We start from the raw sequence: 12870 nt of genomic DNA, 5'->3' as shown, positions 1-12870 counted from the left end.
GCGCCAGGCCGGAATCAAGGTTGATCTTGAGGTCACCGAATGGGCGACCCAGCTGGAGCATTATCAGAGCGGCAACTACCAGCTCATGTCGTTCAGCTATTCCTCGCGCGTAGATCCGTATCTGAGCTACGAGTCAATGCTCGGCGACAAGAGCAAGCGCAAGGTTTGGCACAACCCCAAGGCACTTGCGTTGCTGGAAGCTGCGGGCAATAGCGGCGATACCGCGGTGCGCCAGGGGCTGTTCGATCAGCTGCATGAACTGATGCTCAAAGACACCCCGCTGGTGGTCTTGTTTTGCCCAGCGGACGTCGTAGCGATCAACCGCAAGCTCACTGGATTCAGGCCGTGGGCAATCGGGCGCGAGCGGCTGTGGAACGTTCGCCGCGCAGACCCGGTTGCGCTTTCAGGTTCCTTAAAGGGTTCGATGCCAAACTCCGCTACGCTTTCCGATTTGAGGGGAAATACAAGATGAAACTGGCAAAGTTCTCCGCGATCTGCTGCGCCGTGATTCTGGACGTCGTTCTGGCGGCGAGCCCAGTGATGGCCAAGGACAAGGACAACGTCGGGAAAGCGGTGCCGCAGCAGAAAACGGTCGCGCCGGCGAACAAGGAGGGCGCGCTCGACAAGTACATCAACCCCGATTCGAACGACATGAACACGAAGATCGAGGTGATTACGCAGACGTTATACGAACAGGAACAGCGCATCGTCACCCTGACCTTCATGCAGGAATTCGGTGATCGCGTGCGCCTCAAGCGCGTCGCGTTCGCGAGCGGGGATCGAACGCTGATTCCGGGCTATGTGTTCACGCCGGTAAAGCTCGAAGCAGGCAAGAAATATCCTGGCATCGTCATGGTGCACGGCGGCTTCCACGAACGTTTCGACTGGCGCTGGTTCCAGTTAATCGATATTGCCGTGTCCAAGGGCTACGTCGTGATCTTTCCCGAATATCGCGGTAGCCGCGGATACGGCGCGAATCTCTACGTCAACGACTACGGCATTACCGACACCGCCGATGTGCTCGCGTCGGCCACGTATCTCGCCGAGCAGAGCTATGTCGATCCGTCGCGCTTGGGCATTCTCGGACAAAGCCGCGGCGGTATGGTGACCCTGCTTGCGCTGGAGAAGGCGCCGCTGCAATTCAAGGTGGGCGTCGATATCGTCGGACTAACCGATTTTGTCGCCTACATGGCCTACAAGCCCGAATACCGACGTCAGGAGGTGGCCAAGGAAAGTGCGTATTTCAAGGGCCAGCTGCCCAACGAAAACCTGGCCGCCTATATGGAGGTTTCGCCGATCAATCACGTCGACAAGATTCAAACGCCGCTGCTCGTGATGGCGACGCGCGGCGACAAGATTGCACCGTTCGATCTGCATACGGGGCGCCTGCTCGACGTGCTCAAAGCGAAGGGCAAGGTGTTCGAATCGAAGATCTACGACGACGCGCCAGGCGGTCACATTTTCATGGATGGCGATACCCCTGAACAACGTGATGCGCTACAGCGCAGCTTCGAATTCCTCGGGCGCTATCTCAAACCCTGAACCCAAAGCCGAGGACGGCTGAAATTTCATCCAACCCATTTTTTCGCGGAGGCGATGCCATGAATCTGGCATACAAAAAAGTATACTTTACGATACTGGCCGTGCTCGCGTTGGCCACCATGCCGGGACCGGCGCGAGCGGCCGACCCCGATCCGCGCAATGACGGCCCACGCAGTCTCATCATCACCTATCACACGACGCCGGCCAATCGCGGTGCGCTGCGCGCTTATATGCAGAACACCGGCCTCAAGGATTTCGCGCAATGGAAGCAACAGGGCGCAATGCAGGACTACCACGTGTATTTCAATCGTTACGTCGACTCGGACAACTGGGACATGCTTGCGCTGGTAACGCTGGCGCCTGGCAACGGCACCGAGCGTTGGAAACATATCGAGGCCGGACACCCGGCCGGCCTGTCACAAAGCGCGCTCGGCCTGACCACGTCGATCAACACCGCACCCGGAGACCTCGTGCGCAGCAACGCGACGCATGCAAAGGGCGTTGCCGATAAGCCACCGGTATTTCTCATGGTGCCGTACGACTACGTTGTCTCGCTCGGCGAGTACCTCAAGTATGTCGACGCGTATGTGGTTCCGCAGATGGAAGGCTGGATGCAGGAAGGCGTGTTGTCGCGCTACAGCGTGTATTTGTCGCGTTATCCCGCGGGGCGGCCGTGGTCGGCGTTTCTCGTATACGAATATGCGAACGAAGAAGCGCTCGGCCAACGCGACAGGGTACTGGCCAAGGTGCGCGCGCGGCTTGCGGACAATCCTGAATGGAAAGCGGTCAGCGAAAGCAAGCACAACGTGCGCAAGGAGGAGCAGCCGGTTGTCGCCGATGAACTGGTGGCGAATTGATCGAAGACCGAAAGAGAAGACAAATGACCACGACCAACCAGGAATGGATGAAGCGCCGCAATGCGGCGGTCGCCAACGGCGTCAAGCAGACGCACGCGATTTTTGCCGAGCGCGCTGACAACGCTGAGCTATGGGACATCGAAGGCCGTCGTTACATCGACTTCGCCGGCGGCATCGCCGTGCTCAACACCGGTCATTGCCATCCTCAGGTGAGCGCCGCGGTGCGAGCGCAGCTCGAACGCTTCACTCACACCTGTTTTCAAATCGTCGCTCACGACAACTACGTCGAGGTTGCGGAGAAACTCAATGCACTCGCACCCGGCGATTTCGCGAAGAAATCCGTGTTGCTGACTACCGGTGCCGAGGCGGTCGAGAACGCGGTCAAGATTGCGCGTGCCGCGACCAAGCGTTCGGCTGTGATCACATTTACCGGCGGCTATCACGGCCGCACCCTGATGACGCTGGCGATGACCGGCAAGGTCAGTCCGTTCAAACTCGGCTTCGGTCCGTTTCCGGGCGAGGTGTTTCACGCGCGCTTTCCTAACGCGCTGCACGGTGTGTCGATCGAAGAGGCGAAAACTTCGCTCGATCTGATTTTCCAGAACGATGTCGAAGCTTCGCGCGTCGCCGCGATCGTGATCGAGCCGGTGCAGGGCGAGGGCGGCTTCTACATCGCGCCGTTCGAATTCCTGCGCTATCTGCGCGAGCTCTGCGACAAGCATGGCATCCTGCTGATCGCCGATGAAATCCAGACCGGCGCGGGCCGCACCGGCAAATGGTTCGCGATCGAGCACAGCGGTGTCGTGCCCGATTTGATCACGACGGCGAAATCGCTGGCTGGTGGCATTCCATTGTCCGCGGTGGTCGGGCGTGCCGATGTGATGGATGTGCCGCTGCCCGGTGCGCTCGGCGGCACCTATGCGGGCAACCCGCTGGCCTGTGCCGCGGCACTCGCGGTGATGCGCGTATTCAAGGACGAAAATCTGCTGCAACGTGGAATTTTGCTCGGCGGACATTTAATCGAGCAGCTACGTACGATGCAGCGGCGCCACGCGGCAATCGCCGAGGTGCGCGGTCTTGGCGCGATGGTTGCGTTCGAGTTGTTCACCGCGGGAGGCGCGCCGGACGCCGATCTTGCGCGTGCCATCGTTGCGCGCTCGCTGGAGAAGGGGTTGATCCTGCTAGCCTGCGGCATCTACGGCAACGCGATTCGCATCCTCGTGCCATTGACCGCGTCGCTGGAGCTGGTCGACGAAGGCTTGGCCATCATCGCTGACTGCTTGCAGGAGTTGTCTCCGGCCGTGGACAAGGCTGCATGAGCAATCGCTTCGCGAGCATTCGGCTGCGCTGCGCGATCGTTGCATGTGCAATTCTGCACGCGGCAGGTACATACGCGGCAACGCCGGCTGATCTGATTCTGCACAATGGCAAAGTGTGGACCATGGAGAACGCGCAGCCCCTCGCGCAGGCGGTCGGGCTACGCGGCGACAAGATCGTCAAGGTCGGCAGCGAAGCAGAAGTGCTCGCGCTGCGTGGTGCACAGACGCGCGTGATCGACCTGCACGGGCGCCTGCTGCTGCCCGGTTTCAATGACGCGCACACGCACTTCGAGAACGCGGTGGACTGGTATTTCCAGGTACGCCTGATCGACGTCAACTCCGCGGACACGATGTTGCGACGCCTGGCCGAAGTCGCTGCGCGTCTGCCGGCGGGCATCTGGATCACTGGCGGCGACTGGAGCGACCTTGCCGCGACCAAGGCGGAAAAAGCGGGCAGGAGTTTCACTCCGTTCGAACCTGATCTGGCCGCCGTCGATGCGCTGACCCCGAATCAACCGTTGCTGCTGCGCCGCTACGATCGCGCGTATTTCGCCAACAGCAAGGCGCTGCGGCTCGCGCGCATCAACGCGAAGACGCCCGATCCACGCGGCGGCAGGTACGGCCGCGATGCGAACACCGGCGCGCTGACCGGAATGCTCTACGGCAGCGCGGGCGAGTTGCTCGAAAAGCTGATACCGCCGATGTCGCAAGCGCAAAAACTTGTCGGTGCGCGCGGCGTCGAAGCGGATTTGAATCGCGTCGGTATTACCTCGATCGCCGATATCGCGCATGTCGATGAAATCTCGCAAAAGCAGATCTTCCCGATCTTCACCGAGCGCAGCTATTCGGATCGGCGGATTTTCGAGGATCTGAAAACGTCCGGCCAATTGAGCGTGCGTGTGTACGCGTTTGTGCCGCTGGAAACCTGGCGCGATCTGGCCGCATACGGAATTCACCCCGGCTCGGGCGATGCGTTCGTACGCTACGGCGCGCTCAAGGCGTTCGGCGACAGCGGGCTGATGTTCGAGCCGTTGAAAGATAAGATGGGCTTGCCCGGCGACTGGTCGTACCGGTTCATGGGCGAGGACAAGATCGCGGCGAAAATCATCGACGCCGATCGCGCCGGCTACGATGTCGGCGTACATATCATCGGCGACAAGGCCGTGCATTTGCTGATTGGCTGGTACGCAGCGGCAGCGGCGGCCAACGGTACGCCGCGTGTGCCGCGCGATCGTCGCGATCGCTTGATTCACGTGTGGTATTCGACTCCCGAGGATCTCAAGCGCGCTGGCAAGCTGCATCTGATCGCGGATGTGACTCCCGATCATCTGATGCGTAACATCGATCGCCTCGAACAAATACTTGGTCCCGAGCGCGCGAAGTCCGCGTTCGCCTGGCACACGATGATCGAGGATGGCTTGCGTCTGAACCTTGTCTCCGACCTGCCTGGTTCCTTCAACAAGGCCAGCCTCGCTCATTACGACCCATTGCTCAACATGTACATGGCAGTGACGCGCAAGGATGTGCATAGCGCCGCAGGCGGCTCCGCGACGGCCTTTCATCTCGAGCAGGCGTTGACCATCGAGCAGGCGATCGCCGCATATACGATCAATCCGGCATATTCCTCGCACGAGGAAAACATCAAGGGCAGCATCGCCGCCGGCAAGCTCGCCGATCTGATCGTGTTGTCCGACGATATTCTCTCTGAACCGCTGGACAAGTTGCTCGACACCAAGGTCGACTATACGATCTTCGATGGCAAGGTCGTATATACAAAGCCGTGACGTGGTGGCGGAGCAAGCGGATTGCGCCGCCACTGCGATATCTAGTAGGCGAGACTGACCGACTTGGTCACCAGATACGCATCGAGTCCTTCGATCGCGCCTTCGGAACCGTAGCCCGAAGCCTTGACGCCGCCGAACGGCGTTTCCGGATAGGAAATTTTGCAGGTATTGATGCCGATCATGCCTGCCTCGATGCTTTCGGCGACGACGTGCGCAGTGTGCAGCGAGCGCGTGAACACATACGCGGCAAGACCGTATGGTAAACGGTTGGCACGCGCGACAGCTTCGTCGAGCGTCGTGAACGATGCGATCGCGGCAACCGGGCCGAAGGGTTCGTCGCGCATGAGCTTGGCATTGTCGTCGAGATCGGCGACTACGGTAGGTGCGACAAACGCGCCGCGGGCGTCGCTGGTATTTTCACTGCCGATGATGCGCGCGTGGCGCGCTCTGGCGTCGTCGATGAACGCGGCGAGATCCGCAACCCGGCGCCGGCGCACGAGCGGACCCATCGTCGTATCGGGGGCAAGGCCATCGCCGAGCTTGAGCGCTTGCGCGGCCTCGGCGAATCCGGCTATGAAGGCTTCGTATACATTTTCCTGAACGAAAAAGCGCGTCGGCGAAATGCAGGTTTGTCCGGCATTGCGGAACTTCGCGCCGACCAGTAGCTTGATGGCGAGTTGCAGATCGGCGTCGTTGAAAATCAGCACGGGCGCCTGGCCGCCGAGTTCGAGGGTGAGTTTCTTGGTGCCGTCGGCGGCAAGGCGCGCAAGAATCTGGCCGACGCGTGTGGAGCCGGTCAATGAAATCTTGCGCACCACGTCGCTGGCGATCAGGTGTTCGGAAATTGCTGGCGCATCGCCGTAGACGACGTTGACCACGCCGGTGGGTAGTCCGGCATCGATCAACGTCTGCACAAGCAGCAAGCAGGTCAGCGGAGTTTCTTCCGCGGGCTTGACCAGGATGGGGCATCCGGCGGCGAGCGACGCGGCAATCTTGTAGCCTGGATTGCGAGCTGGGAAATTCCAGGCGGCAAATGCCGCCGTGGGGCCGACCGGCTCGCGCAACACCTGTTGCTGCAGATTCGCCGCGCGCGCCGGCACGATGCGGCCGTAGGCACGCACGCCCTCTTCGGCGAACCAGTCGAACATGTCCGCGGTGATCTGCACTTCGCTTTTCGCCTCGATCAGTGGTTTGCCTTCTTCTTGGGTAAGCACGCTACCGATTTCGGCAATGCGATCGCGCATCAGTGCTGCCGCCCGTCGCAGAATCTGCCCGCGGTTGTAGGCCGGTACCGCGCGCCAGCGCGGAAATGCCCGGCGTGCCGAGTCCAGCGCTTCGTCAAGATCGCCTTTGGCCGGCGCTTGATACGCAGCGAACACCGCCCCCGTCGCCGGATTTACGATCTCCGTGACGGTATTTCCACGGCCGGCGCGCCAGGCGCCGTCGATCAGCTGCTTCGGATGTTTGCCCAACTTGGGTAGTTCATTCATGGCCATTTTCCTGTATTGCGTTTTTGCGCCTGTCTGGTGCGGATTGCTGCGAAAGTCTGCGCCTGTCGTCTTGGCCGACGCCACGATGGCGCGTCTTGTCAGGTACAGGCGACATAGTGTTGCTGACCGACGTCGAGCATCAGCGGCTCCCCCGGACTCAGTGCTTGTCCCGGAATGCTGCCGTGATTGAAGTAACTGTGGCCCGCGGGCGGCGGTTGCGCGTGGCCTTCGTGCCGGGCAAGTCGATAGCTGATACGGTTCTCGCCGTCGACGCGTCGAATGCGTGGCGTGGCCTGCAACAGGCGCAAAGTATACGGATGGCGTGGATCGTCGAAGATCGTGTCGCGCGGGCCGGTTTCGAGGACGCGGCCGCGATAGATCACCGCGACGCGATCGGCGATCTGCTCGACCACGCCCAAGTCATGGGTGATGAACAGACAGGCGAAGCCGAATTTCTCCTGCAACGATTGCAGCAGCGCGAGTAGCTGTTTCTGTATTGTCACGTCCAGCGCAGACACTGCCTCGTCGGCGACCAGAAAGCGTGGCCCGGTGACGATCGCGCGCGCGATACATACGCGTTGGCGCTGGCCGCCGGATAGCTCGTGCGGGAAGCGCTCGGCGTAGTCGCCGGACAGGCCGACTTCGGCGAGCATCTGCGCGGCGCGTGCGCGACGTTCCTGCGCAGACAGCGCGGGTAGAAGTCGCAACCCTTCGGCGACGATCGCGCCGAGCCGCATCCGCGGATCGAGCGAGGAAAACGGATCTTGAAACACCATCTGCGATTTGAGCCGATAGGCGAGCATTTCGGCCTTGTCGAAACTCGCGATTTCGCGGCCCTCGAAACGGATGCTGCCGCTGGTCTCGCAATTGAGCCGCACCAGCGCACGGCCGATCGTGGTCTTGCCAGAACCAGACTCGCCGACCACGGCCAGCGTCTCGCCCGCAAGCAGATCCAGATCGGCGTGTGCGACGGCGCGGAGCACTGCGCGCTTGCGCCCGGACGCGGCGGGTCTGTTGAAGTCGATGCACAGGTCGCGGATCTCGATCAGCGGCGTGCTTGCCGTCGCCGCTGCCGCCTGCCGGCGCGGCATGCGCGTGGGCAGCGACGCGAGCAGGTTGCGCGTGTACGCGTGCTGCGGTTGCGCGATCACTTGCTGCGTGTCGCCGCTTTCCATGGTTTCCCCGCTGCACAGCACGACAATGCGCCTGGCGTAGCGCGCCACCATGCCGAGGTCGTGGCTGACTAACAATACCGCCGTGCCCATCTCGCGCGTCAGGCTCGCCATGATGTCCATGACCTCCTTCTGCACGATCGCATCGAGCGCCGTAGTCGGCTCGTCGGCGATCAGCAGCTTGGGCTGCATCGCCAGTGTTGAAGCGAGCATGATGCGCTGACGCATACCGCCGGAAAATTGGTGAGGATATGCTTTGAGGCAGGCGAGCGGGTCAGCGATGCGTACGCGTTCGAGCAGTTCCAGGCAGCGCCGGCGTGCCTCCTCCAAGGGCAAGCCGCGGTGCAGGCGAAGCGCTTCGGTCATCTGCACGCCGACGCTCAGCGCCGGATTGAGCGAGACCATCGGCTCCTGAAACACCATACCGATCGCGTTGCCGCGCAGCGCGCGCATTTGCGCGGGGCGTGCGTCGTCCAGGTCCTTGCCGGCAAAAAGTATACGGCCACTTTCTATTGCGGCGATCTGCGGCAGCAGGCGCAGGATCGAGCGCGCGATCATCGTTTTACCGCTGCCGGATTCGCCGACCAGAGCCAGCATTTCGCCCGCGGCAATGGAAAAATTTGCGTCCTCGACGATGCGTCGGAACTTCCCGCTGTCTGTGCGCAGACCAATGCACAGGTGCTCAATGGTAAGCACCGCATCTGCGTGCGCCGGTTCGGCAGAAGCGCCGGCGGAAGTCGCTGACGTCGGGGTCATGCCTAGCGAACGCTCACGCCAGATTCTTCATGTGCGGATCGAACTCGTCGCGCAGCGCGTCGCCGAACAGGTTGACGCCGAGCAACGACAGCGATATTGCGAGGCCCGGCGCAACCGCCAGCCACGGCGCGCGGCCGACATAGTTGCGGCTGTCGGCGAGCATGCCGCCCCAGCTCGACGCCGGCGGCGGCACGCCGAGGCCGAGAAACGACAGCGCGCTTTCTGCAAGCAACGTCCAGCCGAACAGAGCGGTGGCGATTACGATGATCGAAGCGATCGCATTGGGCAAGGCATGATGCAGCATTGTATACAGTTCGCTGTTACCCATGACGCGCGATGCTTCGACGAATTCCTTTTCACGCAGCGATAGCACGTTCGCGCGCACCACGCGTGCGACTGCGGGAATGTAAGTCAGGCTCAGCGCGCAGATCACTCCCTCGCTCGATGCGCCGAATACCGCAATCACACCCAGCGCCATGATCAGCGATGGAAACGCGAGCAACGCATCGACAAGCAACATCGCGATACGCGCCAGCCAGCCGCCGAAGTAGCCGGTCAACGCGCCAATCAGCGCGCCGACGACAACTGCGATCAGCGCGGTCGCGAAACTGATCAACACGCTCACGCTGGCGCCATTGAGCAGGCGGCTGAACACATCGCGACCCCATTCGTCAGTGCCGAGCCAGTGCGCCGCGGACGGTGGTTTGAGGCGCGCGAGCAGATCGTTGATGATCGGATCGTATGGCGTATAGATGTTGCCGAGCAGGGCCGCGATCAACATCGCCGCGATCAGAACGCCGCCGATCCGCGCGTTCCGGCGCCGCAACAGGATCTTGGCCGCGTTGAGGACGGCGCTCACGCAAGTCGCACGCGTGGGTCGAACAGCGGATATGACAGGTCGATCAACAGATTTACGCCGACATAGGTCGCGGTTACCAAGAGCAGGCAGCCCTGCACGACCGGGTAGTCGCGAGCGAAGATGCTGTCGACCAGCAGGCGGCCGATACCCGGCAATGTGAACACGGTTTCAGTTACTACGGCGCCGCCGAGCAACGAGCCCAGGCTCAGGCCGATCAGCGTCCATGTTGGCGCCATCGTATTTTTCAGTGCGTGGCGAAAAGCGATCGCGGGTTCGGACAGACCCTTCGCGCGCGCATGCGTGATGTACTCCAGGCGCAGCACCTCGATCGTGCTCGCACGTGCCATGCGCACGATGACGCCGGTTTCGATCAAGGCCAGCGACACCACCGGCATGACCAGGTAAGTGATACCCTCGCGAAAATCTTCCAGCGGTGAGACGTAGCCGACGACCGGAAACAGATCCAGCTTCAGACCGAAGAACATGAGGAACAGCAAGCCGAGCCAGAAGCTCGGAATCGACAGGAATACGATCGCCAGTGTCATTACGCCGGTGTCGACCCAGGTGTTCTGTTTCCACGCGGCGAGCATGCCTGCGGGAATCGCGAGCAACGCCGCCAACAGCACGGCAGGCACGACCAGCGATGCGGTCACCGCGAAGCTGCCGAGCAGCATGTCCAGCACTGGCCGCTGTTGCACGATCGAGGTGCCGAAATCACCGTGCAGCACGCGTGTGAGCCAGAGCAGGAATTGCTTGCTCAACGGCTGGTCGAGGCCAAGCTGGGCGTGCAGATGCGCCAGGGCCTGCGGAGTTCCGATGTCGCCAAGCATCAACTGCGCCGGATCGCCCGGAATCAGATGCAGCATCGCGAACACCGCGAGCGCGACCAGGAGCAGGGTCGGAATCGCGAGCAGGATGCGCTTCGTGGCGTATTTGAGCATGTCCTGCGTTTTTCCGGGGGAGGTTGGCGAAAACGACAACGCTTTATAGCGTGTACTCGACAAAGCTCCGGCTCAGATATGGTTGCCGCGCAAGCCACATTTTCTTTTGCGCCGGGTCCATGATCGTAGTGACTACGGTGGCCGAGATGCTGTCGAAGCTTACCGGTTTGGGCGAACGCAGGACGCTGTCGGGTTTGCCGAATTCATCGAACAGCGCCTGCTGGAGGTCATCAATGCCGATACGGCCCAGCTTGGCGCGCAATGCGGCGACGACGCGACGCTGACGATAGATCGAGTCGGGATTGCCGCGCAGGCCCAAGTCGCGCAACTTGCCCTGCGCAATCGGGCTGACCCAATGGTTTGCGTGCACGAGCAAGCCATCTTCGGGCGTGATCCAGAATACTTCGTCCGGCGCGCATTCGAGATCCACGGCTTCGCCTTCGGCGTGGCTGAGCATGAGATTGTTCGAGCACAGGCGGGTCTTGTTGAAAACCTGGCTCATCGCCGCGGCGAGATTGTGTGAGTCGAGCAGTTTGCGTCGCAACAAGGCCAGCGGCGCCTCACCGGGTTCGCGATAGTCGCGCTCGCACATGAGAAAATTTCCGGTTATCGCGACTCCCGCGCTGTTGAAGCCGTGGCGCGCGAGCGCACCGGCCTCGGCGAATGTGAGCACATCCGGGCCCTGATCGTTGCGGATGCGCAGCACGACGCCGGTGTCGACGCATTCCTCGCGCCAGTCCCAGTTGTGGGCGTGCAGCAGGCGCCCGTCGCGTGCTGCCTCGGGTAGCACCACGATGCCGGTGCAGCCGTCGTTTTCATCGCTGGCATTTGCCGGTGCGGCGTCGCCGAGGCGTTCGTAGCCAAACATCATCTCGGTGCGGCAGTTGATCATGATGATGTCTTCGAGCGTGCACGTCGCGCCTTCGGCGATACCGCGCATTTCTTCGAAGTATGCTTCGCTGTAGGCGCTGATCGTCTGCTGGAAGGCACGCGCAAGCCGGTACTGTTCATCGCGATTCAGGCCGCGGCGCTGCATCTGGCTGCGATACAGCGCGATGCTGCGTGCGACACGTTCGGGCACGGCGGCGCCGTATTGGCGCCCACGCTCGTGCGCCGAGCCGGAGAGGTCGATCAATGGAAAGGAGTCTGTGCCCACGAGTATCCTTGGACGTAGCGAATAATTTTGTATCAAACACGCAACAAGTGCAATATATTTTACCGCGTCCGCGCGCCGTCGGCACGCTTTCCCGCCCTGGCCGGTGCGCGCCTTGCGCAAAGCGTTCAATCGATTCTAGCCAAGTAACTGGCTTTCATTTGTAAGTTAAACAAGTCCGATTGGAGGTATCGACCGAGCGTCCGGGACCGCAGCTCATTAATATTCCGGGGGATAACGCACTCCGTACGTATCCGTCAAAATAATTGTTTTTTTTTATAGAAAAATACAATATTATCTGAGCTCGATATGTGTCGAGCAGATGACTTCAGGGCTCACAGGGCACGGACCGGGCCGCAGGCCCTTGTGAACGGATCGCCTCTCTCACCTTTCACGAATTGGGGAAAAACATGATTGCAGCGAATTTCCGAATGACCGCACTGACGTTTTGTATGGGCGTCGCGCTCGTGGCCAATGCGCAGGCAACTGATGCGCAAGACCAGGCCGGACGGGAGAAGAAGGATCGGGACGTGGCGACCCGCAAACTCGAAACCATCAGTGTCACCGCGGAAACCGACAAGGGGTACCTGACCAGGACTTCCCAGGTAGGCGCGTTCCGCGATCAGAACATGCTTGACGTGCCATTGAGCATCAACGTGTTGCCGCGTGCGCTGATGGACGCCCAGGCAGTGAACAATCTGTATGACGTCCTGAAAAACACCGCAGGCGTAACACAGTCGCAGATCAACGACGTGGTCACAACCAATCTCGCGATTCGCGGCATTGCGATCGACAACCGCACGAGCTATCGCCTTAACGGCGCGCTGCCGGTCAATAATCTGGTCGAGATGCCGCTCGAAGACAAGGAACGCGTCGAGGCGCTGAAGGGTTCGTCTGCGCTGTACTACGGGTTCACCAGTCCCGCGGGCATCATCAATATGGTGACCAAGCGCGCGCAGGACAAACCCACCGAATCGTTCGATCTCGCCGTCGACTC

10 protein-coding genes and 1 pseudogene are annotated in these 12870 nt (G+C 61.2%); 6 read left to right on the top strand and 5 right to left on the bottom strand.

Features of this window, described 5'->3' with window-relative positions; translation table 11 throughout:
* The 5 genes and pseudogenes from VIE67_RS09640 to VIE67_RS09620 all read left to right on the top strand — a co-directional run.
* Nucleotides 1-472 (top strand): annotated as a pseudogene (locus VIE67_RS09640) (ABC transporter substrate-binding protein); the annotation flags it as partial.
* Nucleotides 469-1542: an alpha/beta hydrolase family protein gene (locus tag VIE67_RS09635; protein WP_332025630.1), complete on the top strand. Its 1074-nt coding sequence runs from the start codon at nt 469-471 to the stop codon at nt 1540-1542. The pseudogene VIE67_RS09640 and the gene VIE67_RS09635, both read left to right, overlap by 4 nt.
* A 59-nt stretch (nt 1543-1601) precedes the next feature.
* A complete protein-coding gene (locus VIE67_RS09630) occupies nt 1602-2399 on the top strand; it encodes a hypothetical protein (protein ID WP_332025628.1) in 798 nt (265 codons plus the stop codon).
* A 23-nt stretch (nt 2400-2422) separates the two neighbouring features.
* On the top strand, nt 2423-3718 hold the full coding sequence (gene gabT, locus VIE67_RS09625) for a 4-aminobutyrate--2-oxoglutarate transaminase (protein ID WP_332025626.1): 1296 nt from the start codon (nt 2423-2425) through the stop codon (nt 3716-3718).
* Nucleotides 3715-5502: an amidohydrolase gene (locus VIE67_RS09620; RefSeq protein WP_332025625.1), complete on the top strand. Its 1788-nt coding sequence runs from the start codon at nt 3715-3717 to the stop codon at nt 5500-5502. Before gabT ends, VIE67_RS09620 begins: the two co-directional genes overlap by 4 nt.
* A 41-nt stretch (nt 5503-5543) precedes the next feature.
* Here the strand turns inward: VIE67_RS09620 and VIE67_RS09615 are convergent, their stop codons facing one another.
* From VIE67_RS09615 to VIE67_RS09595, 5 genes are all read right to left on the bottom strand, one after another.
* The gene (locus VIE67_RS09615; RefSeq protein WP_332025623.1) at nt 5544-6992 is read right to left on the bottom strand and encodes an NAD-dependent succinate-semialdehyde dehydrogenase; all 1449 of its coding nucleotides are present in this window, start codon (nt 6990-6992) and stop codon (nt 5544-5546) included.
* Nucleotides 6993-7090: 98 nt separating this feature from the next.
* On the bottom strand, nt 7091-8920 hold the full coding sequence (locus VIE67_RS09610; protein WP_332025621.1) for a dipeptide ABC transporter ATP-binding protein: 1830 nt from the start codon (nt 8918-8920) through the stop codon (nt 7091-7093).
* Nucleotides 8921-8933: 13 nt separating this feature from the next.
* A complete protein-coding gene (locus VIE67_RS09605) occupies nt 8934-9779 on the bottom strand; it encodes an ABC transporter permease (protein ID WP_332025620.1) in 846 nt (281 codons plus the stop codon).
* Nucleotides 9776-10720, bottom strand: coding sequence for an ABC transporter permease (locus VIE67_RS09600; RefSeq protein WP_332025618.1), 945 nt, complete (start codon nt 10718-10720; stop codon nt 9776-9778). Before VIE67_RS09600 ends, VIE67_RS09605 begins: the two co-directional genes overlap by 4 nt.
* Nucleotides 10721-10763: 43 nt before the next feature.
* The gene (locus tag VIE67_RS09595) at nt 10764-11876 is read right to left on the bottom strand and encodes a C45 family autoproteolytic acyltransferase/hydrolase (protein ID WP_332025616.1); all 1113 of its coding nucleotides are present in this window, start codon (nt 11874-11876) and stop codon (nt 10764-10766) included.
* A 428-nt stretch (nt 11877-12304) separates the two neighbouring features.
* Between VIE67_RS09595 and VIE67_RS09590 the strand changes: the two genes are divergently transcribed.
* Nucleotides 12305-12870, top strand: a 566-nt coding sequence (locus VIE67_RS09590) for a TonB-dependent receptor plug domain-containing protein (protein ID WP_332025614.1), incomplete at its 3' end; no start/stop codon positions are given.

The sequence above is a fragment of the Rudaea sp. genome (assembly GCF_036560865.1).
Classification (GTDB): domain Bacteria; phylum Pseudomonadota; class Gammaproteobacteria; order Xanthomonadales; family Rhodanobacteraceae; genus Rudaea.
The sequence above is the reverse complement of the archived record's forward strand: the minus strand, read 5'-3'. Positions and strand labels throughout refer to the sequence as shown.